The organism is Streptomyces sp. NPDC021225 (genome assembly GCF_044332865.1).
Taxonomy (GTDB): domain Bacteria; phylum Actinomycetota; class Actinomycetes; order Streptomycetales; family Streptomycetaceae; genus Streptomyces.
The window spans coordinates 40,873-65,468 of sequence record NZ_JBIRPV010000006.1; the positions used below are offsets into that span (position 1 = coordinate 40,873).

Consider the following 24,596-nt stretch of genomic DNA (forward strand, 5'->3'; position numbering starts at 1 on the left):
GGGGGTCAGTGGGCGGTCACCGCGGGCGCGGTCTTCTTGCGGGCGCGGTAGGCGGCAGCCTTGATCTTGTTGCCGCAGGACTCCATGCCGCACCACTGCCGCCGCATGCCCCGGGAGCGGTCGATGTAGACGCGCGTGCACTCGGGGTTGCCGCACTCCTTCAGCAGCGGGACGTCCGGGCCGCTGAGCAGTTCGACCGCCTGCCGGGCGACGGTGGCCAGGGCCTGCTCGGGGGTGGCCTCGGTGTGCCGGCCCGTCGGGGTGAGCTGCGGCGTCACGGGGGTCTTGCGCGCGGCGCCGTTGACCACGGCGAGCGCTTCCCGGTCGAACTCCTCACCGAGACGGCGGTTGGTGATGAGCCGGTAGACGGCCTCGCGCACCGTGGTCGCCTCGCGGACGTCGTCCTCCTTGCCGGGCGTGATCGTGTCCACGAGTCCGGACTCCAGGTACCAGGCGTTGAGCCGCTCCGGCGTCACGAACATCTCGAACCGGGTCGAGCGCCGGGCGCGGAGGGTGGTCGCGAAGTCGAGGGCCGGGTTCCCGCATACGAAGACATGGTTAAGATTCACATCACCATCTTGACGGGTGACTGCTCCCTACCGCAAGGATTGTCACCGTTCTGGGTGGTGATCACCCGGGAGGGGGTGATCGTGCGCTCCCCCTGGCCCGGTCACAGCCGCAGTTCACGGCCCTGCCACCGCCGGCGCAACCAGCGGTCGTGGCTGGCGGCCACGACCGCACCCGGGCCGGTGCCCAGCGCCGCCTCCAGCTCGTCGCACAGCCGGGGGGAGAGGTGGTTGGTGGGCTCGTCGAGCAGCAGCAGCTGGGGCGGCCGGGCCACCAGGAGGGCCAGCGCGAGCCGCCGGCGCTGTCCGACCGACAGCTGCCCGACCGGTTTGTCCAGGTCCGCCTCGTGCAGCAGACCGAGGGAGGCAAGTGGCACCTTCCCGGCCCGCTCCGGTCCCAGCGACAGCTCGTAGGTGTCCCGGACCGTGCGGTCGGGCCGGTCGAACACGGTGTCCTGGGCGAGCAGCCCCACGCTCAGCCCGCGCCGCCTGTGCACCTCGCCCTCGGCGGTGAGACGTCCGGCGAGCACATGGAGCAGCGTCGACTTGCCCGCTCCGTTGCCGCCCGTGACCAGCAGCCGGTCGGTCGCCGACACCTCCAGGCCGGCCAGCGCGAGCCGGCCCGGCACCCGTACGTCCCGCAGGGACACCAGGGGCCGCGGGCCCTCCTCCGCATGCGCGGCCAGTTCCCCGGCCGCGAACCGCAGCGGGCGCGGCGGCTCGGCGACGCGGTTGTGCTCCAGCTCCGCCAGCCGCCGGGTGGCGTTGCGCACCCGGCGGGAGATCTGGTTCTGCACCCGGCCCGCGCGGTGGCCGTACCCCATCTTCTCGTTGTCGCGCCGCCCCCGGTCCGGTGCGACCAGAAGCGCGGTCACGCCCGCAGCGTGACGCAGCTCCTCCAGTTCCTGCTGCTCCTCGGCGTACCGCCGCTCCCAGCGCTCCCGCTCGGCGCGTTTCTCGGACAGGTAGGCGCTGTAGTTGCCGCCGTAGCGGACCGGGCCGTCCACCGCCGGGTCGAGGTCGATCAGATCGGTGCAGACGGCGTCGAGGAACGTCCGGTCGTGGCTGGCGACGACCACGGCTCCGGGCAGGCCGCGCAACTGCTCCTCCAGGAAGGCGGCGGCTCCGTCGTCGAGGTGGTTGGTCGGCTCGTCCAGCAGCAGCGCCTGCGGGCGCCGGACGAGCAGCGCGGCCAGGGCCAGCCGGCCGCGCTGCCCGCCGGACAGCGAGCCGAGCGTGCGGTCGTGGCCGAGCGCGCCGAGGCCCAGGCCGTCCAGCACCAGGGCAGCGCGGCGGTCGGCGTCCCAGGACTCCCGGTCCTGGGCCTGTTCCAGCCGCCTGCCGTAGGCGTCGAGGAGTTCCTGGTGGCCGGGATGGTCCTGCGGGACGTGGGCGAGTTCCGCGCCGAGCCGTTCCAGCTCCGCGAGGTCCTCGCGGGCCTCGCGGAGGGCCGTATCGAGCACCGTGGCGATGGTCGAGGGGGCGTCGAAGGGCATCTCCTGGTGCAGAAAACCCAGTTCGGCGGGGCGGGAGACGTGTCCCGTGTCGGGTTCGTCCACGCCGGCGAGCACCCGCAGCAGGGTGGACTTGCCGACGCCGTTCTCCCCGATCAGGCCGATGCGGTGGCCGGGGGAGGCGGTCAGCGAGACGCCGTCGAGGACGCGCCGGCCTCCCAGGGTGCGGACGAGGTCGTGGGCGAGCAGAGCGGGCTGGGGCACAGGGAACCGTCCAACGTGATCGGTGGTCGGCCCGCCGGGCGCAGGGCCTCGGACGCGGGCCACTTCACACGTCGGCGGCTCACACCGCGGGCGCTCCCGTCTCCTTGAGCGCCCCGTCGGACAGCATCACCCAGCGGTTCACCCCGATCTCGGCGAGGAACCGCTCGTCGTGGCTGACCACCATGAAGGCGCCCTGGTAGGAGTTCAGCGCGCTCTCCAGCTGGCCCGCGCTGACCAGGTCGAGGTTGTTGGTCGGCTCGTCGAGCAGGAGCAGATGGGGGGCCGGTTCGGCGCACAGCACACAGGCCAGGGTGGCGCGCAGCCGTTCGCCGCCGGAGAGGACCCCGGCCGGCAGGTGTGCCCGGGCGCCCCGGAAGAGGAAGCGGGCGAGCAGGTTCATCCGCTCCGCCTCGGGCCGGTCGGGGGCGAACGCGGCGAAGTTCTCCGCGACGGTGCGGTCCAGGTCCAGCAGGTCCAGGCGCTGCGAGAGATAGGCGATGCGGCCGTCGTTGCGCTTGATCTCCCCGCTGTCCGGCGCGAGGTCGCCGGTGATCAGACGCAACAGGGTGGTCTTGCCGGCTCCGTTGGGCCCGGTCAGCGCGATGCGCTCGGGGCCCCGGACGGTCAAGTCGACGCCGCCGTCGGCGAACACGGCCCTGTCGCCGTGGTGGACCTGCATCCCCTCGCCGAGGAAGAGGTTGCGTCCGGCCGGCACCTGGGTGTCGGGCAGATCCAGGGTGATGCGCTGCTCCTCGCGCAACGAGCGTCCGGCCTCGTCGAGCCGGGCCTTGGCCTCGCTGACCCGGGTCGCGTGCATCTGGCCGGCCCGGCCCGCGGACTCCTGCGCGCCGCGCTTCATGTTGCCGGCGAAGATACGCGGCAGTCCGGCGTTCTTGAGGTTCCGCGCGGCGTTGGAGGCGCGGCGCTCGGCCCGTTCGCGGGCCTGCTGCATCTCCCGCTTCTCCCGCTTCAGCTCCTGCTCGGCGTTGCGGACGTTCTTCTCGGCGACCTCCTGCTCGGCGCGCACGGCCTCCTCGTACTCGGTGAAGTTGCCGCCGTAGAAGCGCAGTTCGCCGCTGCCGAGCTCGGCGATACGGTCCATGCGGTCGAGCAGCGCGCGGTCGTGGCTGACCAGGAGCAGGCAGCCGGGGAAGTCCGCCAGCACGTCGTAGAGCTTCTGCCGGGCCTCCAGGTCGAGGTTGTTGGTCGGCTCGTCGAGCAGCAGCACATCGGGGCGCTTGAGCAGCTGGGCGGCGAGGCCCAGCGAGACGACCTGGCCGCCGCTGAGCGTGCTCAGGCTGCGGTCCAGGGTGAGGTCGGCCAGGCCGAGGCGGTCGAGTTGGGCGCGGGTGCGCTCCTCGATGTCCCAGTCGTCGCCGATGGTGGTGAAGTGCTCCTCACCCACGTCCCCGGACTCGACGGCGTCCAGGGCGCGGATCACCGCGGCGACGCCGAGCACCTCGGCGACCGTGAGGTTGCCGGTGAGGGGGAGGCTCTGCGGGAGGTAGCCGAGGGTGCCGCTGACGGACACCGAGCCGGTGGCGGGCTCGAGTTCGCCGGCGATCAGCTTGAGCAGGGTGCTCTTGCCGGAGCCGTTGGGGGCGACCAGGCCGGTGCGGCCGGTGTTCACGGTGAAGGACAGGTCGTGGAAGACCGGGGTGTCGTCGGGCCAGGCGAAGGAGAGGTTCGAGCAGACGACGGCGGCGTCGGACATGGAGGTGACCTCGAGCGTGTTGCGGGCAGACAGCTCTGCCCTGGGCAGGCGTGGGAAAAATGGGTACGACAAACCGGCCACATCGGCGGCGCTCCTGGGCGCGTCCGGTGGCCGTCAGATCCGGGTCTCACCCGGAGATGTCGTCTTCACCCACCACGTCTGTGACTCCTCGATACACGGTCTACGTCGCTGAGAGCCTAGCAGCCGTCGTCGTCGCCCCGCTCGGTATTTCGTCACCGGTTTAACCGGTGATAAGGTCTGGGCCGTTCCTCAGCGAACCCGCGGCAGAGGCTTCCTCGGGTCGCACACATGGGTCACGGAGGTAAGCGCGCGGAGGTCGTCCGCGGTGAACCCGTCGACCTGTCCACCGCCCTGCTCATGTGACGTGCACACGTGTCGCCGAGTCCAGGCGCACACCTGCTTCTTGGAGGGAAACAATGAGACGACTTCTGACGGTCCTGGCGGCCGGCGTGCCGCTGGCTGCGGCGGTGTGCCTCCCGACCGCGTCGGCGGCACCCCGGACCGCCCCCGCACCGCGTCGGGCACCTCCGCCGGCCGGGTCGACCTGAGCCCCCTGTCGGCGCGGCGCCCCGTCACCAACCCTTCGGTGCGGGGGCGTTCGCCGACTCGACCCGTTACGGCGCGCCGGCGAGGTTGCCCATCACCGCGTAGAGCTGCTGTGCGGTCAGCGGGGCGGTGGGCAGCGGGTGGGCGGCTTCGGCGCGCAGGCCGTCGAGCATGAAGGCGACGCCTCGGCGCCAGGCGTCGGGGGTCGTGTCCTTGGCAGCCCGGGACAGCAGGGCGTTGGTGCCGAAGATGAACAGCAGGTCCTCGCGGGTGAAGTCGGGGCGCAGGGCGCCGGCCCGCTGGGCTCGCTCGATGATGCGCGTGGCGGCGGCGTGGGAACGCTCGCAGACGGCCATCAGGCGCTGGGCGTCCGGATAGCGGCCGGTGACCACGTCGCTGATCGCGGGGTCGGTGACCTGGAGTTCGCAGACCGTCTCGATGTAGTACGTGAATCCGTCCCAGGCGTCGTCACGGGCCAGGGCCTGCTGGGCCGCCTCGTCGAGACGGTCCGCGGCCAGGTCGGCGACCACCTCGTCGATGAGCGCCTCGCGGGTGCCGAAGAGGTTGTAGAGGGTGCCGTGGCTCACGCCGGCCCGGCGGGCGATCTCCTTCAGGGGGGCCTGGAGCCCGCGTTCGCGGAAGAGTTCGGCTGCCGCTGTCCGCAGCTTCTCCGCGTTGCGTTGCGCGTCGGCGCGCATCCGGTGTTCCTCCTCATCGGGTGGGCGGCCTTCATGGTCGCACCCTCACGTCACACATAGATTGACCCCGGGGTCAAGTTGCGTGTTACGGTCGGAGCCGAAGTTGACCCACGGGTCAGAATAGCTCCGCATGGAGGTCATCGACATCATGACGAAGGGACTCCTCATGCTTGATTTCTCTCTCCGAAACGGTACGGCGGGAGAGCCCGCCGAGACCGCCTCCGATGGAGCGGCCACCACGGCCGATGACGCTCCGGGCGCGGAGGAAGCCGCACCCGCTCTCACGCTCCTCGGTTCGGACGACGCCGCCGTCTGCGCGGACGGGGTGTGTGCCCTGTGAGCGCGCTGCGTATCGACGTCTGGTCGGACGTCGTCTGCCCGTGGTGCTACATCGGCAAGCGGCGCCTGGAGTCGGCGCTCGACCGGTTCGACCACGCCGACCAGGTCGAGGTCCACTGGCACAGCTTCCAGCTCGACCCCGCCCACCTCAAGGGCCACCGCCGGCCGGTCTTCGAGACGCTGGCGCAGAAGACGGGCGCGCCGATCGCACAGGTCAGGGCGATGGTCCAGCAGGTCACCGACCTCGCCGCCGCCGAGGGCCTGACGTACGACCTGGAGCGGGCCGTGTCGGTCAACACGATCGACGCCCACCGCCTGAGCCACCTGGCCGCGGCACACGGACTGGGCGACCGGATGCACGAGCGGCTGCTGCGCGCCCACCTGTGCGAGGGCGAAGTCGTCGACGACCGGGACACGCTGGTGCGGCTGGGTGCCGAGGTCGGTGTCCCCGAGGACGAGACCCGGCGGGTGCTCGACGGCGACACGTACGACGACGCGGTGCAGGCCGACGTCCGGGAGGCGCGCCGCTACGGCGCCACGGGCGTGCCGTTCTTTGTGCTCAACCGCGCCTACGGCGTCTCCGGCGCTCAGTCAGTCGACACCTTCCTCTCCGCTCTGCGCACCGCCCACGCGGATACCGCCCCGACGAGCCGCTGAGCCGGGACGGCCTCCACGAATCGCCCACCTTTCGGCTTTCTCCGGGTCAGTGGGCGGAGCCCTCGATCTCGACCTCGGTACGGTTGCCGGACCAGAGCGTGTGGAAGGTGCCCTCCTTGTCGATCCGTCGGTAGGTGTGGGCGCCGAAGAAGTCGCGCTGGCCCTGGACGAGCGCGGCGGGGAGCCGCTCGGCGGCCAGCGAGTCGTAGTAGCTGAGCGCGGAGCCGAAGCCCGGCACCGGTACGCCGGAGAGGGCGGCGGTGGCGACGATGCGACGCCAGGCGGCCTCCCCCTCGACAACGGCCCGTGCGAAGTAGGGGGCCTCGAGGAGCGTGGTGATGTCCGGGTTCTCGGTGTACGCCTCGGCGATGCGGTTGAGGAAACGCGCACGGATGATGCAGCCGCCGCGCCAGATCTTGGCGATCCGGTCCTTGCGAACGTCCCAGCCGTACTTCTGCGCGCCGGCGATGATGGCGTCGAAACCCTGCGCGTAGGCGACGACCTTCGAGGCGTAGAGGGCCTTGGCGAGGTCCTCTGCGAAGGCGGCGGCGTCGACCTGCTGTATCTCCGGGCGGGCGGCCAGCCGCCGGACCGCCGCACGCTGCGCCGGCTTGGAGGAGACGGCGCGGGCGAACACGGCCTCGGCGATGCCGCCCACGGGGACGCCGAGGTCGAGGGCGTTCTGCACGGTCCACACGCCGGTGCCCTTGGAGCCCGCCTGGTCCAGCACGACGTCCACGAACGGCTTGCCGGTGGCGGGGTCCACCTGGCGCAGGATCTCGGCGGTGATCTCGATGAGATAGGACTCGAGCGGCCCCTGGTTCCACTCGGCGAAGATGTCGGCGACGGCGTGCGGCTGGAGGCCGCCGACCGTCCGCAGCAGGTCGTACGCCTCGCCGATCAGCTGCATGTCGGCGTACTCGATGCCGTTGTGGATCATCTTGACGAAGTGGCCGGCGCCGTCGGTGCCGACGTGTGTGACGCAGGGCTCGCCCTCGGCGACCGCGGCGATGGACGCGAGAATCGGCCCGAGGGTCCGGTAGGACTCCTCCGACCCGCCCGGCATGATCGAGGGACCGTTGAGGGCGCCTTCCTCGCCACCGGAGATGCCGACACCGACGAAGTGGATACCGGTGGGGGCCAGCCTCTTCTCGCGGGTGATGGTGTCGGGGAAGTTCGCGTTGCCGCCGTCGACGATGATGTCGCCGGGCTCGAAGCGCTCGGCGAGCTGGTCGATGACCGCGTCCGTGCCCGCCCCGGCCTGCACCATGATGATCGCGGTGCGCGGCCTCGCCAGCGACGCGACGAAGTCGTCGATCGACTCACTGGCGATGAATCCCGCCTCGGGGTGCTCGGCGACGAGTTCCTTCGTGCGGGCGTAGGTGCGGTTGTGGACGGCGACCGTGTTGCCTTCGCGGGAGGCGAGGTTGCGCGCCAGGTTCGATCCCATCACCGCCAGCCCCACGACGCCGATATTGGCCGTTGCGCTGGTGTTCATCTGGACCTCTTTCGATCGGTGGGTGCGCCGGGTGTCATTCTGGCGCTTGTGGCCGGGGCGGCGGTGATGTGGGGGGTATGTGCGTGGCTGTCGTCCTGGTCAGTAGAACTCGACGGTGTTCACGCGGTTGATCAGGCCCTGTCCGTCGAGGAGCCGGGTGGCGTTGGCGGCGAAGAGCTCGGCGATGAGGCGGTCCTCGGCCGTGTCGAGCGCGGCGGTGTGCGGGCTCACCAGCACGCGGTCGTGGTCCCACAGCGGGCTGTCGGCCGGCAGCGGCTCCGTCTCGAAGACGTCCAGCGCGGCGAAGCCGACCCGGCCGGAGTCGAGCGCGTCGGTCAGGGCGGTCTCGTCGACGACGCTGCCGCGGCCGACGTTGACGAGGGAGGCGCCGGGCCGGAGGGCGTTGAAGAACCGTTCGCCGAGGAGGTGTTCGGTGGCCTCGGTTCCGGGGAGCGTGTTCACGACGGCGTCCACGGTGGGGGCCACCTCGGTGATGCGGTCGGGGTGCACCACGGCGGAGACACCGGGTACACCGGGGAAACAGTCGTCCCTTCTGCTGGTGCCGATGACCGTCGCGCCCAGCGCGTGGAGTGCCGCGGCGACGACGCGGCCGATCCCGCCGAGCCCGAGGACGAGAACGGTCTGCTGGTTCACCTGCCCCATCGTCCAGCGGCCGCTCCATTCGTGGTCGCGCTGCTGGCGGTGCAGGCGGGGCAGGTCCTTGGCCCCCGCGAGCACGCCGAAGACGGCGAACTCGGCGAGTGGGCGTCCGTGCACTCCGGCCGAGGTGGTGAAGTGGACCCGGTGGAGTTCTTCGGCGTTCAGCCCGGCGGCCTTGACCTGGCTGCCCCCGCCCGCGGCCATGGTGTGCACCCAGCGCAGCCGCGGGTTGGCCCGGACGGCGCGCGCCAGGGCGGCCGGGTTCACGTCGGGGATGCCGTAGAGGGCGTCGGCCGAGTCGATCGCGGCCTCGTAGGCGCGCTGCTGGTGGGGGGTGCGCTGCCAGTCCGGGTCGCCGGCGAAGTCGGCGGGCCAGCGCATCGGCGGGAGGAGGGAGGCGTCGACGACGAGGTCGATGCGCGGTTCCAGCTCCTGGACGCGCGCGCGGTTCTCCTCGGACAGCGGGGCGGCGACGGCGACGCGGAGTCGGCCCGCCGCGCCGTCCCGGCCGCTCATCGCGAGGCCTTGGTGCGCAGCGCCTCGACCTCGGCGTCGAGGGCGGCCTCGCGGGCGACGATCTCCTCCACGGCCCCCAGCGCTTCGTCGGCGCGGTGCGGCGGGATGACGATGACGCCGTCCCCGTCGGCGGCGACGATGTCGCCCGGGTTCACCACGACGCCACCGATGGCGACAGGTTCTCCGATGGTGCCCGGGCCGTTCTTGAAGGGGCCGGCGGGAGTCAGCCCACGGGCGAAGACCGGGACGCGGAGCTGTTCGATGATCGCGGCGTCGCGGACATATCCGTCGACGACCGCGCCGACCGCACCGTGCACCGCGAACCGCTGGGCGAGGTTGTCGCCGATGATGGCGCGGCCGTCGTAGCCGAAGGCGTTGATGACGAGGAAGTCGCCGGGACGGATGTGTTCGAGCGCCGCGATCACGGCCTTGTTGTCGCCCGCGACGGTGAGGACCGGGAGCGCTGTGCCGACGGCCTTGGCGCCGTGCCAGATGGGGGCGATGCCTCCATCGACGATGTTCAGCCGGTCGAGGGCGTCGCCGAGGTTGGCCACGGAGTGGGTGCGGAACCGCGCGAGCACATGCTCGTCGACGCGTTTCCACGCGGTGTTCACGCGCACGTTGTCCTGGGTCATCGCGGGTTCCTTCGGGTGGTGTGGGTGTCGGCGCCGGGGGCATGGGTCCATCGCGCCCCGTCCAGAAACTGCGAAAACTTTCGCGTTTTTGCGTGAGTCAGTGTGCATCCATCCGGGGCGCGGCACAAGGGGTGGCGGCAAGGTCGCGGCGGGGGCGTGGGGGATGGGCGCCGGGCTCCATCTGCGTGGCCGGAACAGATCGTGCTGGACGTCGGCGGACCATGGAATCCGGCTTCGTGCGGTCGAGGGAACCGCACAGTCCAAGGCGGAAGCGCGATGGAGGCCCAGGGTTAACGCCAGGGGAACGCACTTCTTGACCACCGCCAGAATGCGAACCTATTCTCATTCGCGATTCAAGTCGCAACTTGGCTCTGGCGCTGTTCTGCGGCCCTCTACCGTGACGTCTCCTCCCGGCCCCACTCGGGCGAGCAACGACGGCCTGAGCCCCTGAGGCGGTAGCACCGCCTACCTCTTGGGACCCACAACGCATGGGTGCACCTCGGCGCAGGAGCGATTGCCGGCAGCGACCACGTTCAGCGCACGATCCTTAAGGACGCCGTCCCCGGAGTCCGCGACACCGAAAGTGAACGTGTATGACAACGTCAGATCGGCTCGACATTCCATCAGACCGCCACGAGGCACCGTCGGAGACACCCGGCGCGGCAGCGGTCGACGTCGTCTCCGCCAACGGCAAGGTCGTCCGCAAGGCCACCATCGCGGGCGCGGTGGGCTCCTTCGTCGAGTGGTACGACTACGGCATCTACGGCCTCCTCGTCACCTATCTCGCGATCAACATCATGGGCGAGGCCGATGCCGGAAGTCTCTTCCTCACCAACGTCGGCTTCCTGATCAGCTTCATCGCCCGCCCGTTCGGCAGCGTGATCTGCGGTTACCTCGGCGACAGGCTGGGCCGCAAGAGCCTTCTCGCCACCCTTCTGGTGCTGATCTCCGCCGCGACCGCGGCCATCGGCCTCATCCCCTCCCACGCCGTCATCGGTGTCGCGGCGCCCGCCCTTCTCGTGCTCCTCCGGGTGGTTCAGGGCTTCTCCGCGGGCGGTGAGGTGGCCGGCGCGATGTCCTTCGTCGGCGAGTACGCGCCGGACGCCCGCCGCAACTTCATGATGAGCTTCATCGCCGTCGGCTCCTTCGTCGCCCTCATGTTCGGCAGCGCCTTCTCCGCCATCCTCATCACGACCCTCGGCGACGCCTCGATGACCTCCTGGGCGTGGCGGGTGCCGTTCCTGCTCGCCGTCCCGCTCGGCTACGTCGGCTTCTACATCCGCCGCCAGTTGGAGGAGACCCCGCACTTCACGGCGTTGCGCGAGCAGAACACCGTCGCGCGCAACCCGCTGAGGGAGGCCTTCACCTCCCGGCGCCACCTGAAGGCGATCGTCCTCACGATCTTTCTGCCCGCGCTCAACGGCCCCGGCTACTACCTGCTGTTCGTCTATATGCCGACCTATCTGAAGACCTCGCTCGGCGCGCACAACTTCTCGATGCTGAGGGCGCTCACGGTCACCTCGTTCAGCCTGGTCGCCATCGCGATCTGCATCCCGCTCATGGCGCGCCTGTCGGACCGGATAGGCCGCAAGCCCGTGCTCGCCGGCTCCGCCATCGCCATGGCGGCCGTCTCGTACCCGATGTTCAAGCTCATCACGACCGGGGAGTTCGGGCCGGCCTGCATCGGCACCATCGTCCTCGCGATCGCCTTCTCCGGGCACGCCGCCGTCGTGCACACCATGCTCGCCGAGATGTTCCCGACCACCGTGCGCTACTCCGCCTACAGCATCGGGTTCAGCGTCTCGACGATCATCTTCGGCGGCAGCGCCCCGCTGGTGATGACCGAGCTGATCAAGTCGACCGGTTCCAACCTCGTCCCGGCCTTCGCCTCCATCATCACCGCCCTGATCACCCTGGTCACCGTCGCGTTCCTGCGCGAGACCAAGGGCCGCCCCCTCGCAGCCAGCTGAACCATCCCCCCCCACACACACATCGGGAGAGACACCGTGGGAATCAACTCCGTAGCCGTCGTCGCCGACCTCGGCGAGAGCTTCGGCAACTACACCATCGGCGACGATGGTGCCCTGCTCACCCTCGTCACCTCGTCGAACATCGCCTGCGGCTTCCACGCCGGTGACCCGCGCATCATGGACCGGACGGTCGCCGACTGCGTCGAGCGCGGCATCGAACTCGGGGCCCACCCCGGCTACCCCGACCTGGTCGGCTTCGGCCGCCGGCTCATCGAGGCGACCGAGGAGGAGATCCGGACCGACGTCCTCTACCAGCTCGGCGCGCTCGACGCCTTCGCCCGGGTGCACGGCGGCACCATCAGCCACGTCGCCCCGCACGGCCGCATGGGCTCGATCGCGCAGACCGACGCCAAGCACGCCCGGGCCATCACCGACGCGGTCGCCGCGTACAACAAGGACTACATCGTCATCTGCCAGCGCGGGCTGCTCGCCGAGGAGTCGCGCAAGCGCGGCCTGGAGGTCGGCTATGTGTTCCTGGCCGACCGCGGCTACGGCGACGACGGCATGCCCGTCCCGCGCTCCCACGAGGGCGGCCTGATCTACGACCCCGAGCTGATCGGCGAGCGCTCGGCGCAGGTCGTACGGGAGGGCACCGTCCGCTCGGTCAACGGCAATGTGGTCCCGCTCGGCCACGACGCCGACGTTCTGCTCCTGCACGGCGACCACCCGACCGTCCTCGAGAACGGCACCGCGCTGCGCGCCGCGCTCGACGCCACGGACATCCGCGTCGCCGGCCTGCGCGAGGTCCTGGCGGAGAAGGCGGAGGTCGCGCTCGCCGGCTGAGGGCCGAGCGCACCAGGCGATGACCACAGCACAGTACGGCGCCATCACCGTCGAGCCCTTCGGGGACTCGGCGGTGATGGTGACCATCCCCCACGCCGACCAGGCCATCCGAAGGGCCGGGATCGTGGCCTTCCGCGACCGGTTCCTGGCGCACCGCCCGCACGGCGTGCTCGACGTCGTCTCCGGTCTCGAATCCCTGCTGATCGAGTTCGACCCGTTGCGGACCGCGCTCCAGCACGTGGAGTACGCGGCTCGTCTGGTGGCGCGGTGGGCGCCCTCGCCCCCGGACGGCCCGGCCCGCAGGCAAGCGGTGCGGACGTTCGCCATCCCCGTCGTCTTCGACGAGGTCAGCGGCCCCGATATGGCGTCCGTCGCCGAGGAACTGGGCATGGCCCCCGCCGATGTGGTCGGGGCGATCGCGGAGTCCACCTTCACGATCGCCCTGCTCGGCGCGGCGATGGCACCGATGATGGACGGGCTCGAGGTGCCCAGGCCGGTGCGTCGGCGTGCCGAACCACGGACGGACGTCGCCCCCGGAGCAGTCATGATCGCCGGGACCAACGCGATCATCCAGCCGTTCCCCGGGCCGACCGGCTGGCGGGTGGTCGGGCGCACCCCGCACACCATCGTCGACATCTCCCGCCCGGACCCCGTCTCGTTCGGCACCGGCGACATCGTGCGCTTCGTCCCCGTCACCCGGGACGAGGCCTTGGCGCTGGACGCCGGATTCCTGCTGCCGACGGGGGAGGAGGCCGTATGAAGACCGTGGCGCTCGACATCACCAGCGCCGGATGGGTCACCACCTTCCAGGACCTCGGCCGCCGCGACACGGAACGGCGCGGGGTGCCCACCGGCGGCGCGGCCGACCAGCATTCGGCGGCCGTCGCGAATCTCCTCGTGGGCAACTCCCGCGGCGCGGCGCTGATCGAGAACCTCGGGGGCGAGCTGGCCCTCGTGCCCGACGCCGATGTCCTGCTCGCCGTGACCGGGGCGCCCGCCCAGGTCACCGTCGCGGGGTCGCCCGCCGACAACTGGTCGCCGCTGGTGGTGCCGGCGGGTCATGAGGTCCGGGTGCGCGGGGACATGAACCAGGGGACGCGCACCTATCTGGCCGTGAACGGAGCCCTGTCCACGAAAACCCTTCTGGGCAGCGCCGCCCCGGACGCCCGGATGGGATTCGGGCAGACCGTCACCCCGGGCTCGCGCGCGCTGCTGGAGACGGAGTTCCGGGGGTTTCAGCACCGGCTGTTCGAGCCGCCGCTGTTCCGGCTGCCCGTCCCCGTACCGCGATTCGACGACGGCCCCTGGGCCATCGACGTCGTCGCCGCCCACGGTGTTCAGGCGATCCCCGGCATCCGCGAGGTGATCGAGGAGGCGACCTATGTCGTCACCCCCCGCTCCAACCACGTCGGGCTGCGGCTCGACGGGCCGGTGCTCCACCCGGACACCGGCACCGAGATCGTGTCCCACGGCGTGCCCATCGGAGCGCTACAGATCCCGCACGCGGACGAGTTGATCGTCCTCGGCCGCTACCGGAGCCTGACCGCGGGCTATCCCATCGTCGGTGTCGCCTCGCGGGCGTCCCTGCCCCTGCTCGGACAGGCTGGGCCGGGGCACCGGCTCCGGTTCCGCTGGACCGACCGCGAGACCTCGCTCCGTCGCTTCGCGCGCCGTGAAGCCGAGGTCCGCGCGCTCGGACACGCGGCTGCCGAGGCGTTCGGCGCGCTCGGCTTCACGGAACCCTTGCGTCACATGAATTGAGAATCTATTCTCACTTGCAATGTGAATCTCATATCGGTCATGGAGTCAGTCATGGAGGAGGAACGGTGACGACGTCGCCCGGCACGACCGCGCTCATCACAGGAGCCGGCAGCGGGATGGGGCTGGAGACCGCACGGCTGCTCGCCCGGGACGGTGCCGCCGTCGCACTGGTCGGCCGCAGACAGGAGGCGCTCGACGCCGTCGCCGCCACGATCCGCGCCGAAGGAGGGACCGCCCTCGCCCTCGCCGCGGACATCACCCGCCCGGACGATGTGACACGCGTCCTCGACCGGGTACGGGCCGAACTCGGCCCGGTCGACGTCCTGGTCAACAACGCCGGCAGCGCCTCATCGGTGCTCAACCCGCGGTGGCTCCCGCACGACCAGTGGCGCCAGGTCCTTGACGTGAACCTCACCGCGGTCTTCCAGCTCACCCAGGCCGTCCTGCCCGACATGCTCGACCGCTCCACCGGGACCATCGTCACCGTCTCCTCGCTCGCCGCGGTCAACCCCAACCTGCTCGGCGGCGCCGCCTACGGCGCGGCCAAGGCCGGCGTCCGCAACTTCATGACCTTCCTGCACAACACGTTCCGCAACCAGGGTCTGCGCGCGATCACCGTGCTGCCCGGCGAGGCGGACACCCCCATCCTCGACAACCGCGCCCGGCCCCCGGCGCCGGAAGAGCGCGCCGGCATGGTGCAACCCGAGGACGTGGCCGAGGCCATCCGCCTGGCCGTCGCCCTTCCCCAGCGCGTCGTCCTCCAGGAGATCGTCGTCGCCCCCACCCGGCAGCGCGACACCTCCGCCGACCTCGAGATCAGCCGCTGGGCGGGCGCGCCCGCCGACGCCGCACCGCAGGCCTGACCACCCCGCAACCAGGAGGAGCGCATGCCGCCCGCCATCACCACCCAGCCGCCCCTGTTCGACACCGCCGACGCCGTCGCCCGCATCGCGGCCGCCTCCCGCCGGACACAGCAGCCGCAGTCCCGGGCCGACCTCGTCTCCCTCGCCATGGGCGAACCCGACTTCGACACACCCCAGCAGGTGACCGAGGCGGCCCACGCCTCGATCCGCGCCGGACGCACCCACTACTCACCGCTGCTCGGCGAGCCGGCCCTGCGCGAGGCGCTCGCCGCGAAGCTCGCCGCCACCGCCGGGGCGCCGGTGTCCGCCGCCGACATCCTCATCACCCAGGGTGGCACCGCCGGGCTCGCCGCCTCGATCCTCGGCATCGTCAACCCCGGTGACAAGGTGGTCGTCCCCGACCCCACCTACTCCCTCTACGGCGACCTGGTCGCCATGGCCGGAGGCACCGTCGTCCCCGTCCCGCTCGCGCCGGACCTGCACTGGGACCTCGACCGGCTCGCCGACGCCCTCACCGGCGCCAAGCTCTTCGTCTTCTGCAACCCCGTCAACCCGACCGGCATCGTGCACAGCCGCGAGGAACTCGACACGCTCGCCGGCCTGCTCGACGGTGCACCCACCATCGTCATCTCCGACGAGGCGTACTCCGACCTCGACTACACCGGCCGGCCCTTCACCTCGGCGATCTCCGTCGACGGCCTGCGCGAGCGGACCGTCTACTGCCAGACCTTCTCCAAGAGCTACGCGATGACCGGCTGGCGCGTCGGCTACCTCTGGGGGCCGACACCGCTCATCCAGGCGTCCGCGCGCATCCACAACACCTTCAACGGCTCCGTCAACACCTTCATCCAGGACGCCGCGCTCACCGCGGTGAACAGCTGCGACGAAGACATCGCCCGGATGCGCGCCGCGTACGAGCAGCGCGGCGAGATCATGCGCGGGGAGCTGGCCGCGATCCCCGGCCTCACCCTCAGCGCACCGGAAGGGGCCTTCTACCAGTTCCCCCGCTACGACCTCGACCTGCCCTCCGTGGAGGTCGTCGCGGCACTGCGCGCGCACGGCGTCGCCGTCCGGCCCGGGAGCGAGTTCGGGGCACAGGGCGAGGGGCACCTGCGGCTGTCGTACGCTGCCAGCGCGCAGTCCATCACCGAGGGCGTCCGTCGACTGGCCGACGGCCTCTCGGCGCTGCGATGAACGCCGTCCCGCACCCCACGAGGAGTCGCCCCATGCGCAGTGACACCGAGCGCAACCGCAGGCACCTCATCGAGGCAGCCGCGCGGCTGTTCGCGAACTCGCCGACGCCCGTCAGCCTCGCCGAGATCGCCAAGCAGGCAGAGGTGTCCACCGCGACGGCCTACCGCCACTTCTCCTCGGTCGAGGAGATCCTGCACGCCTTCCGCCGTCAGGTCGGCTCCGACCTGCGGGACTTCAGCGCCCGGCAGACCACGCGGGGCATGGCGAAACTCGAGGCGGTGTCGCGGTACTGGGTGTCCCTGGTCCTCGAACACGGCGGCGCGATGGCCCAGATGCGCTCGCACCGCGGCTACCTGGAGCGGCTGCGCGAGGGAACCGGCTACCTCACCCCGCAGGCCGAGGCGCTCGCCGAGCCACTGCGCCAGACCGCCGGGGAACTCGGCCTCGGAGACCTCGGCGACGAAGCCCTCTACCTGTGGAACGCGCTGTTCGACCCCCGGGACATCCTCGACCTCATCAAGAGCGGACGCACCGAGGACGAGGCCGCCACCCGCCTCGTGGCCGCCCTGCGCGGCGCCCTGATCGGCTGGTCCACGTCGGGGCAGCAGGGCGCATGACAGAGGGCCGGCACCCGGCCGGCCCGCACCCGAACAGAGAGACAGCACCTATGGACGTCAGCGCCCACATCGAGGCGGTCTACGAGGACATCCGCCGGCGGAACCCCGGGGAAGGGGAGTTCCATCAGGCCGCACACGAAGTCCTGCACGCGATAGGCCCCGTGCTCCGGGCGCACCCCGAGTACTCCAGGGCCCGGATCGTGGAGCGGCTCTGCGAGCCCGAGCGGCAGCTGATCTTCCGGGTCGCGTGGGTGGACGACCAGGGCACGGTCCAGGTCAACCGCGGTTTCCGGGTGGAGTTCAACAGCGCCCTCGGACCGTACAAGGGGGGCCTGCGGTTCCACCCCAGTGTCAACCTCGGCATCGTCAAGTTCCTCGGCTTCGAGCAGATCTTCAAGAACGCGCTCACCGGCATGGCGATCGGCGGTGGCAAGGGCGGGGCGGACTTCGACCCCAAGGGGCGCTCCGACGGCGAGATCATGCGCTTTTGCCAGGCGTTCATGACCGAGCTCTACCGCCACCTGGGCGAGCACACGGACGTGCCCGCCGGGGACATCGGGGTGGGCGGCCGCGAAATCGGCTACCTCTTCGGCCAGTACAAGCGGATCACCAACCGCTACGAGGCCGGCGTCCTGACCGGCAAGCCGGTCGGCTGGGGCGGCTCGCACGCCCGCACCGAGGCCACCGGCTACGGCGCGGTGTACTTCGCCCAGGAGATGCTCGCCACGCGGGGTCACGACTTCGACGGGCGCCGGGTCGTGGTCTCCGGGTCGGGAAACGTCGCCGTCTACGCCGTCGAGAAGGTCCACGCCCTCGGCGGACGCGTGGTGGCCTGCTCGGACTCCTCCGGCTACCTGGTCGACGAGGACGGCATCGACCTGGACCTGCTCAAGGAGGTCAAGGAGGTGCGCCGCGCCCGGATCTCCGCCTACGCCGAGGCGAAGCCGACCGCCCGGTTCTCCGCCCGGGGGTCGGTGTTCGACGTGCCGTGCGAGATCGCCCTGCCGTGCGCGACTCAGAACGAGCTGACCCGGCAGGACGCCGTCGCCCTGGTGAAGAACGGTGTGCTCGCCGTGGCCGAGGGCGCCAACATGCCGTGCACGCCCGAGGCGGTCGAGGTGTTCCGGGGCGCGCGGACCCTCTTCGGCCCCGGCAAGGCGGCCAACGCGGGCGGGGTCGCGACCTCCGCGCTGGAGATGCAGCAGAACGCCTCCCGCGACAGCTGGACCTTCGAGCGGACGGAGGACCGGCTCGCCACCATCATGCGGCAGGTGCACGCCCAGTGCCGGGCCACCGCCGAGACCTACGGCGGCGACGCCGACGACTACGTACTCGGCGCCAACACCGCGGGCTTCCTCCGCGTCGCCGAGGCCATGATGGCCCAGGGAGTCGTCTGAGCACGGACGTGGGGCATGCCCCGGGCGCGACCCCTCGTCAGCGCCCTGCTGTGCGGTAACACCAGCGTCCGGTGGACGGCTGGAGGGCCGCGACCATGGCGGCGATCGCCGGAGCGGCCGTCAGCGGGCCGATGACGTTGGCGATCAGTTCGATGTCCGGTGGCCCTCCCACCACTTGGTGCTGCACAAAGACGCTCAAGCAGTGCAGAGCCGCCACACAGCCGGCTGTCGCGATCATCCTGCGTCCGGCCATCCTGCGCTGGTGCAACAGCAGCGCGCCCATGGCGAGCACGACCATCTCCACGATGCCCAACACCAGATTCGTCGCGATCACCCCGGTGGGCGCGGAGGGGTCCGAGAGGTACTTGAAGGTCGTGGTGACGATGTACAGGAGGCCGGGAAGGGACAGCAGCGCCAGCGTCACCGCGGCAGTCGCGGCTCCGCGCCCCTCGGGCGCGGGGTCCATCGGCGGGAGCGGAGCCGTGGGGGGCATCGCCGGGGGCGGGGTGGCCGCGCCTCCCGGTGGCGTGTGCCCGGGGGCGTCGTCGAGCCGCCGGAGGGCCCGGGCGAGGTCGGCCGCGGTCCCGTACCGCTGGCCGGGGTCCTTGCGCAGCAGGGTCTGCACCAGGCCGTCCCAGGCGGCTGGGATGCCCGGGGACACGGAGCTGGGGGTGGGCGGCTCCTCGGTGAGGTGCGCCGAGAGATAGCCCACGGTGTCGGGAGCCTGGAACGGCAGCCGACGTGTGATCAGTTCGAAGAGCACGCAGCCGAGCGCGTACAGGTCGCTGCGCGGTTCGGGGAAGCCGCGTGCCTGTTCGGGAGCCATATACGGGGGTGTGCCCACGATGAAGCCGGTCTGGGTGAGGCGGTCCGCGGTCGCGTAGGGATCGGCGGCCCGCGCGATGCCGAAGTCCAGGACCTTCACGATGCCGGACGGCGTGATCAGGACGTTGGAGGGCTTGATGTCCCGGTGCATGATTCCGGCATCGTGGGCCTCTGCCAGCGCGTCGCATATCTGCGCGCCCCACCGCGCGGCGTCCCGCAAGGTGACGACGCCTTGGCGCAGCTTCGCGTCCAGGCCCTCGCCTCGGACCAGCTCCATCACCAGGAACGGGGCCTTGCCGTCCCCGGTGCCCGTCTCGCCGATGTCGTGGATGGTCACGATGTTGGGGTGCTGGAGGCGGGCGGTGATCCGCGCCTCGCGAAGAAACCGGGCGCGCGCCTCGGTGCCATGGCTCCCACCGCCGGCGAGCAGCGAGATCACCTTGACCGCGACGGGCCGGCCCAGCGACTCGTCCTGCGCCTCCCACACCTGCCCCATACCGCCTTCGCCGAGCTGCCGCACCAACCGGTAACGGCCCCCCAAGAGCTCATCCCGCACTGCCGTGCCTCCCCGTTTCTGTTCACTTCCGCACCGGGATCATGGCGCAACCGCGGGAGGTGGTACACCCGATACCCGGAAACCGACCACAAGGGGCCCCGAGCAGGCCCGCGCGGCCGTCCGTGCCACTTCGAACGGCCGCGCCGGGATTCACCGGTTCGGGGCCGTGGGTATGTGTTTCAAGGAAGGCCGCGCACCAGGCACCGCGCCTGCCTCGTCGCTCGCTCCGCTCCACGTGTCACCGTCGTGCACCGTCGCCGTACACCACGCCACGCAGGAGATGCCCATGCGCCGTAGCTCCCGCCCTCCGGCCGCTGTGATCGCGTTCCTCACCTTCTTCGCCTTCCTCGGGCTGCTGCTCCCCGGATCCACCGCCGGGGCCGCCCCGGCGCGCGGTCCCGGCCCGTTGCCGTCCGTCGTGCCGCGTCCGCAGGAGATGGCCCGGCTGGGCCCGGACGTCACGGTGCCCGCCGTGGTGCGAGTGGTCTACGGCGACGAAGTGGACCGGCCCACGCGCGACCTGGTTGCCTCCGTACTGCGCCGGGCGGGGGCGAAGCGCCTGCGGGGCGGCTCCGGGCCGGGGCTGACGGTGACCGTGGGGCTGCTCGCCGACGCCCGGGTCGCGGAGGCGCTGAGGGCCGCCGGGGGCCGGGCGCCCGAGGAACTGCCCGCGGAGGGGTACGCGCTGGCCGCGCGCGGCACCTCGGTGGCGCTCGCGGGCGCGGACGCCGACGGGACGTACTACGCGGCGCAGACGTTGCGCCAACTGGTCACCGGCGCCCGGAGGATCGCGTCGGTCTCGGTGGTGGACCATCCGCTGATGCCGCTGCGCGGGGTGATCGAGGGGTTCTACGGAAGCCCGTGGACCCACGCCGAGCGCATGGACCAGCTGGCGTTCTACGGGGACGTCAAGATGAACACCTATGTCTACGCGCCCAAGGACGACCCGTACCACCGGGAGAAGTGGCGCGAGCCGTACCCGGCTGACAAGCTCGCCCAGCTCGGCGAACTCGTCCGGCAGGCCGCCGGCCACCATGTGCGGTTCACCTTCGCGCTCTCGCCCGGCACCTCCCTGTGCTACAGCGATCCCGCCGAGTTCACGGCGCTTCAGGCCAAGCTCGGGGCGATGTACGACCTCGGGGTGCGCAGCTTCTCGGTGCCGCTGGACGACATCAGCTACACCCGGTGGAACTGCGCCGCCGACCGCGCCGCCTACGGCGAGCCCTCGCAGCGGGCCGCGGCCGAGGCGCAGGCCGATCTGCTGAACCGGGTGCAGAAGGAGTTCCTGGACGCCCGCGAGGGCAACGCGCCGCTCCAGACGGTGCCGACCGAGTACGGCGACGTCACCGACACCGCGTACAAGCGGACCCTGCGCGAGCGGCTGGACCCGCGGGTCGAGGTCATGTGGACCGGCACCGACGTGGTGCCGCCGCGGATCACCGTGGCCGACGCCGCGCGGGCCGCCGCCGTCTGGGGGCGCAAGGTGTTCGTCTGGGACAACTACCCGGTCAACGACTACGGCCAGGCCGAGGGGCGGCTGCTGCTCGCCCCGTACGACGCCCGTGAGCCCGGTCTGCACCAGCAGCTCTCCGGTCTGGTCCTCAACCCGATGAACCAGGCCGCCGCCAGCAAGGTCGCCCTGTTCGGCGGGGCGGACTTCGCCTGGAACGACACCGGTTACGACCCGGACCGCACCTGGCGGGCCGCCGCAGCGTACCTGGTGGGGGACGATGCGGACCCGGCCACCGTGTCCGCGCTGCTGTCCTTCTTCGACACCCAGCACCTCGCGCCCACCTTCGGCGCCGAACCCTGGCAGCCCCAGGCGCCCGAACTGGCCGCCCGGCTGGCCCGGTTCCGTACCGACTGGGACGCCGGACAGCGGCGGGCGGCGCTGGAGGCCCTGCGCCCCTCCGCGACGCTGCTGGCCACCGCGTCGGCCACCATCAGGGCGGGCGTGGCCGACCGCGGCTTCGTGGCGGACTGCGCGCCGTGGCTGGACGCGCTGGCGCTGTGGGGCCGCGCGTTCGAGCGCACCCTGGACGCGCTGGGCGCCCGGCTCGACGGCAACACCCAGCAGGCCGAGCAGTGGTTCGCCGAGGCGTCGTCGCTGGCCGGGCAGGCGGGGCGGATCCGCACGATCCCGGGCGAGACCCGCCCCGAGGGCCCGGTCCGTGTCGCCGACGGAGTGCTCGACACCTTCCTGGCGGCGGCGCCCCGACTCGGCTGAGCGGGAGCGCACGCCTCCTGACGGTGGTCCGGGCCCGTCGGCTCAGCCGGCCGACCGGAGCTGTACGACCACGACCGAGTACGCCGGGACGGTCTGGCGGGTCGCGCTGCCCGTCGTGGCGGAGCCGACCGATGTGGCGTTCTTCGGATACGAGTAGACCGTGGGCGTCGCCGAGGACGGTGTGAAGCCGCTGTAGGCCACGGTGACCGTGGCGTCGTTGGCCGGGTCCTTGTTGATGAGCATGACGCTCACGTCGCCGTTGGCCCGCCGCACGGCATGCGCGGACACCAACGGCGTCGAGCCGACGGCCCGGACCAGGGTGTCACCCGGCGCACCGAGCTTGGTGATCATCCGAGCGCCGTAGTGCGGCGGGAAGGGCGTGTTCAGCGGTGGCTCGCATGAGGCGCCGCTGGACAGTATCCCTCCGTCGTCGTAGTCGGTGGCGCCCTCCACCGTGGTCACATGGCTGCAGTCCGTGCCGTTGTGCAGGTTCCACCAGTCGACGGTGAACGCGCCGTTCTCCATCCATGTCAGGTACTCGTCCGGGGCGAACAGCCCGCTCGGGGACGTGTTCTTGTAGGCGTTGGCACCGACCTCGGTCACCGCGATGCCCACGTTCGGAGCGTTGCTTCCGGCGTACTGGTTGATCAGGGAGCGCAGGGCGGTGGCCATGCCCGGGATCTCGGCCTGAGGTTTGCCGAGCAGATCGGCCTGGCTGTTGCCGATCGGGTCGCGGTGCCGGCGGGCCACCCGCTCCACACCCCGGATGATCTCCACCGCCCACATGTCCCTGAGCTCGCGGAACACCAGCTCCACGACGTTGCTCCGGTTGGCGCCGGCGGGCTGGTTGAACAGCGTCGCGTGGGCGTGCCCGGTGGACATTCTCGCATCTCCTGGCGATGAACCTGTGGCCTCGGTCACAGGTTCATGTTTCCTTCTCCGTCGTGAGCGGAGAAAGTTTCTGCTGGTGTCGGTATCCCGACGGGCCTGCTCTCTGTGAGTTTCTGTGAGCTGCCGGCCGGCCGGCAGCCGCGGCCTGCCGGTTTCCACCGAAGGCGCTCCCGGTTCGCATGACACACCCGGACTCGCGCAGATCCGTCCCAGAAAAGCGGATCACTGTGAAGTGACGCGCTCGGCGACAGCACATCGTCGTGCACACCACATCCCGGGAAGGACGCCATGGCTGACGTATGCGACACCGAGGTCCTCATCATCGGAGCCGGCCCCACCGGCCTGACCCTGGCGTGCGACCTCGCCCGTCGCGGGATCGCCCACCGCATCGTCGAGCGGGGCCCGGTGCCGAACCGCGCGACGAGGGCCAAGACCATCCAGCCCCGCTCCCTGGAAGTGCTCGACGACCTCGGCGCCGTCGACCACGTCCTGCGGCGCGGAGTCGCCGAGCTTCCCCTGCGGTTTCATGAACCGTCCGGCGTGGTCGTGGACAAGCCGTCGATCTCGGCCCGAGCGAGCACCTCGTTTCACACGCCGTATCCCGACGCGCTGTGGATCGGCCAGTTCGACGTCGAGAGCGCGCTGCGGCAACGGCTCGAGGAACTCGGCGGACGCGTGGAGTTCGGTGTTGAAATGGCCGGTATCGACCAGGATGACGACGCTGTCACCGTCACCCTGCGGACACCGGACGGCGAGCAGACCGCCCGCGCCCGGTACGTCGTGGGAGCGGACGGGGGCAGGAGCAGCGCCCGCAAGCACATCGGGCTCCCTCTGGTCGGCAAGACCTATGAGCAGCAGCGCTGGTACCTCGGTGACGTCACCGGGCCGGACCTCGACCGTGGCCAAATGCACATCTGGCCGTCCGAACGCGGGATGCTCGGCCTGACTCCGCTCGGCAGCGACGTGTGGCAGTTCCAGAGCCCGATCCTGCCCGGCGAGGAGCCGGGAACTCCGTCGTTGGAGTTCTATCAGCGACTGTTCGACGAGCGTGCCGGCCACGGCGCTGTGGTTCTGAAGAGCGCGACCTGGCTGTCGGTGTACCGAGTGAACGCCCGCATGGTGGAGAACTACCGCCAGGGCCGGGTCCTTCTCGCCGGGGACGCCGCCCACGTGCACTCCGCCGCCGGGGGACAGGGCATGAACACCGGCATCCAGGACGCCTACAACCTCGGCTGGAAACTCGCCAGCGTCCTCGACGGCGCCCCTCCGGCCCTGCTGGACACCTACGCCGCCGAACGCATCCCGATCGCCCGGACCGTCCTGGAGATGAGCATGAGCAAAATGCTCAGGGTCATGGGACAGGTGGGCCGAGGCAGCGGGGACGGACTGGGCTCGGCACTCGCCGACATCGGCGACGGTGCGATGAACAGCGGGCTGGGGGTCCACTACCGCACCAGTCCGGTCAACTACCGCCATGGGCGGGCCACGTCCGGCCCTGTGGCCGGTGACCGGGCGCCCAACGCCGGCGGGCTGGAGGGTGTGGCGTTCAGCGGCGACCTCTTCGACCTCATGGGGGGACCGCACTGGTCCCTGGTCGTCCACGAGCACACCGATCCGGTCGTCCTCGACAACGCCGAGCCGCGCCACCTGCGCGTGCACCGCATCGGCTGGGCTCCGGGCAGCGGCCTCGTCGACGCCAAGGGAGAGTTCCGGCGCGTCTACCGGCCCCACCCGGGTGAACTCATCCTCATCAGGCCCGACGGGTACATCGCCGCCCGCACCTCCGTCGGCCAAGGGCGGGAGGCGGACCTCATCGACCACTTGGCCCCGTTCTGGCCGATCGGCAACCCGGCCAGACCCCGCTAGCCCGCCGCCACGTCGCAC

Annotated in this window: 21 protein-coding genes; 12 read left to right on the top strand and 9 right to left on the bottom strand. The window is 71.2% G+C overall.

All coding sequences use genetic code 11. The annotated features are described in order from the left end of the window. Positions 1 to 5: 5 nt before the first annotated feature. From ACH4S9_RS26135 to ACH4S9_RS26150, 4 genes are all read right to left on the bottom strand, one after another. A complete protein-coding gene (locus ACH4S9_RS26135; RefSeq protein ID WP_398374044.1) occupies positions 6 to 569 on the bottom strand; it encodes a CGNR zinc finger domain-containing protein in 564 nt (187 codons plus the stop codon). Between the two features lie 101 nt (positions 570 to 670). After that, entirely contained in the window at positions 671 to 2,284 is a 1,614-nt protein-coding gene (locus ACH4S9_RS26140) for an ABC-F family ATP-binding cassette domain-containing protein (protein WP_398374045.1), read from the bottom strand. A 79-nt stretch (positions 2,285 to 2,363) separates the two neighbouring features. Beyond that, positions 2,364 to 3,998 (bottom strand): ribosomal protection-like ABC-F family protein, encoded by a 1,635-nt coding sequence (abc-f, locus tag ACH4S9_RS26145; protein ID WP_398374046.1) that lies wholly within the window; start codon positions 3,996 to 3,998, stop codon positions 2,364 to 2,366. A 635-nt stretch (positions 3,999 to 4,633) separates the two neighbouring features. Then, on the bottom strand, positions 4,634 to 5,263 hold the full coding sequence (locus ACH4S9_RS26150) for a TetR/AcrR family transcriptional regulator (RefSeq protein ID WP_398374047.1): 630 nt from the start codon (positions 5,261 to 5,263) through the stop codon (positions 4,634 to 4,636). A gap of 130 nt (positions 5,264 to 5,393) precedes the next feature. Here ACH4S9_RS26150 and ACH4S9_RS26155 point away from each other — a divergent pair, with 130 nt between their 5' ends. Then, entirely contained in the window at positions 5,394 to 5,603 is a 210-nt protein-coding gene (locus ACH4S9_RS26155; protein WP_398374048.1) for a hypothetical protein, read from the top strand. Continuing rightward, the gene (locus ACH4S9_RS26160) at positions 5,600 to 6,259 is read left to right on the top strand and encodes a DsbA family oxidoreductase (protein WP_385344104.1); all 660 of its coding nucleotides are present in this window, start codon (positions 5,600 to 5,602) and stop codon (positions 6,257 to 6,259) included. The genes ACH4S9_RS26155 and ACH4S9_RS26160 overlap by 4 nt, the downstream gene beginning before the upstream one ends. A gap of 46 nt (positions 6,260 to 6,305) precedes the next feature. Here ACH4S9_RS26160 and gndA read toward each other — a convergent pair whose 3' ends face one another. The 3 genes from gndA to ACH4S9_RS26175 form a co-directional block, all read right to left on the bottom strand. Further along, complete coding sequence (gndA, locus tag ACH4S9_RS26165; RefSeq protein ID WP_398374049.1) at positions 6,306 to 7,757, bottom strand: NADP-dependent phosphogluconate dehydrogenase; 1,452 nt, start codon at positions 7,755 to 7,757, stop codon at positions 6,306 to 6,308. Between the two features lie 99 nt (positions 7,758 to 7,856). Then, the gene (locus ACH4S9_RS26170) at positions 7,857 to 8,933 is read right to left on the bottom strand and encodes a D-2-hydroxyacid dehydrogenase (protein WP_398374050.1); all 1,077 of its coding nucleotides are present in this window, start codon (positions 8,931 to 8,933) and stop codon (positions 7,857 to 7,859) included. Beyond that, on the bottom strand, positions 8,930 to 9,568 hold the full coding sequence (locus ACH4S9_RS26175; RefSeq protein ID WP_311721860.1) for an RraA family protein: 639 nt from the start codon (positions 9,566 to 9,568) through the stop codon (positions 8,930 to 8,932). The genes ACH4S9_RS26170 and ACH4S9_RS26175 overlap by 4 nt, the downstream gene beginning before the upstream one ends. A 593-nt stretch (positions 9,569 to 10,161) precedes the next feature. On the opposite strand from ACH4S9_RS26175, the gene ACH4S9_RS26180 reads away from it, so the two are divergent. From ACH4S9_RS26180 to gdhA, 8 genes are all read left to right on the top strand, one after another. Beyond that, on the top strand, positions 10,162 to 11,538 hold the full coding sequence (locus tag ACH4S9_RS26180; protein WP_311721861.1) for an MFS transporter: 1,377 nt from the start codon (positions 10,162 to 10,164) through the stop codon (positions 11,536 to 11,538). A gap of 36 nt (positions 11,539 to 11,574) precedes the next feature. Beyond that, positions 11,575 to 12,381, top strand: a complete 807-nt coding sequence (locus ACH4S9_RS26185) for a 5-oxoprolinase subunit PxpA (RefSeq protein WP_398374051.1) — start codon at positions 11,575 to 11,577, stop codon at positions 12,379 to 12,381. 19 nt (positions 12,382 to 12,400) lie between these two features. Then, on the top strand, positions 12,401 to 13,141 hold the full coding sequence (locus ACH4S9_RS26190) for a carboxyltransferase domain-containing protein (protein WP_311721863.1): 741 nt from the start codon (positions 12,401 to 12,403) through the stop codon (positions 13,139 to 13,141). Continuing rightward, on the top strand, positions 13,138 to 14,142 hold the full coding sequence (locus tag ACH4S9_RS26195; RefSeq protein ID WP_398374052.1) for a biotin-dependent carboxyltransferase family protein: 1,005 nt from the start codon (positions 13,138 to 13,140) through the stop codon (positions 14,140 to 14,142). The genes ACH4S9_RS26190 and ACH4S9_RS26195 overlap by 4 nt, the downstream gene beginning before the upstream one ends. A gap of 65 nt (positions 14,143 to 14,207) precedes the next feature. After that, complete coding sequence (locus ACH4S9_RS26200; RefSeq protein ID WP_311721865.1) at positions 14,208 to 15,005, top strand: SDR family oxidoreductase; 798 nt, start codon at positions 14,208 to 14,210, stop codon at positions 15,003 to 15,005. Between the two features lie 24 nt (positions 15,006 to 15,029). Continuing rightward, the gene (locus tag ACH4S9_RS26205; protein ID WP_311721866.1) at positions 15,030 to 16,199 is read left to right on the top strand and encodes an aminotransferase class I/II-fold pyridoxal phosphate-dependent enzyme; all 1,170 of its coding nucleotides are present in this window, start codon (positions 15,030 to 15,032) and stop codon (positions 16,197 to 16,199) included. 32 nt (positions 16,200 to 16,231) lie between these two features. Then, positions 16,232 to 16,816, top strand: a complete 585-nt coding sequence (locus ACH4S9_RS26210) for a helix-turn-helix domain-containing protein (RefSeq protein ID WP_311721867.1) — start codon at positions 16,232 to 16,234, stop codon at positions 16,814 to 16,816. A gap of 50 nt (positions 16,817 to 16,866) precedes the next feature. Next, positions 16,867 to 18,213 carry an NADP-specific glutamate dehydrogenase gene (gene gdhA / locus ACH4S9_RS26215; RefSeq protein ID WP_398374053.1) on the top strand — a complete coding sequence of 449 codons (1,347 nt, stop codon included), beginning with the start codon at positions 16,867 to 16,869 and terminating at the stop codon, positions 18,211 to 18,213. Between the two features lie 37 nt (positions 18,214 to 18,250). Here gdhA and ACH4S9_RS26220 read toward each other — a convergent pair whose 3' ends face one another. Further along, positions 18,251 to 19,594 carry a serine/threonine-protein kinase gene (locus tag ACH4S9_RS26220; RefSeq protein WP_398374054.1) on the bottom strand — a complete coding sequence of 448 codons (1,344 nt, stop codon included), beginning with the start codon at positions 19,592 to 19,594 and terminating at the stop codon, positions 18,251 to 18,253. Positions 19,595 to 19,874: 280 nt separating this feature from the next. Here ACH4S9_RS26220 and ACH4S9_RS26225 point away from each other — a divergent pair, with 280 nt between their 5' ends. Continuing rightward, positions 19,875 to 21,821 carry a beta-N-acetylglucosaminidase domain-containing protein gene (locus tag ACH4S9_RS26225; protein ID WP_398374055.1) on the top strand — a complete coding sequence of 649 codons (1,947 nt, stop codon included), beginning with the start codon at positions 19,875 to 19,877 and terminating at the stop codon, positions 21,819 to 21,821. A 42-nt stretch (positions 21,822 to 21,863) separates the two neighbouring features. Here the strand turns inward: ACH4S9_RS26225 and ACH4S9_RS26230 are convergent, their stop codons facing one another. After that, on the bottom strand, positions 21,864 to 22,703 hold the full coding sequence (locus tag ACH4S9_RS26230; protein ID WP_398374056.1) for a hypothetical protein: 840 nt from the start codon (positions 22,701 to 22,703) through the stop codon (positions 21,864 to 21,866). A 297-nt stretch (positions 22,704 to 23,000) separates the two neighbouring features. Between ACH4S9_RS26230 and ACH4S9_RS26235 the strand changes: the two genes are divergently transcribed. Next, positions 23,001 to 24,578: an FAD-dependent monooxygenase gene (locus ACH4S9_RS26235; RefSeq protein WP_398374057.1), complete on the top strand. Its 1,578-nt coding sequence runs from the start codon at positions 23,001 to 23,003 to the stop codon at positions 24,576 to 24,578. The last annotated feature ends 18 nt before the right edge of the window (positions 24,579 to 24,596 follow it).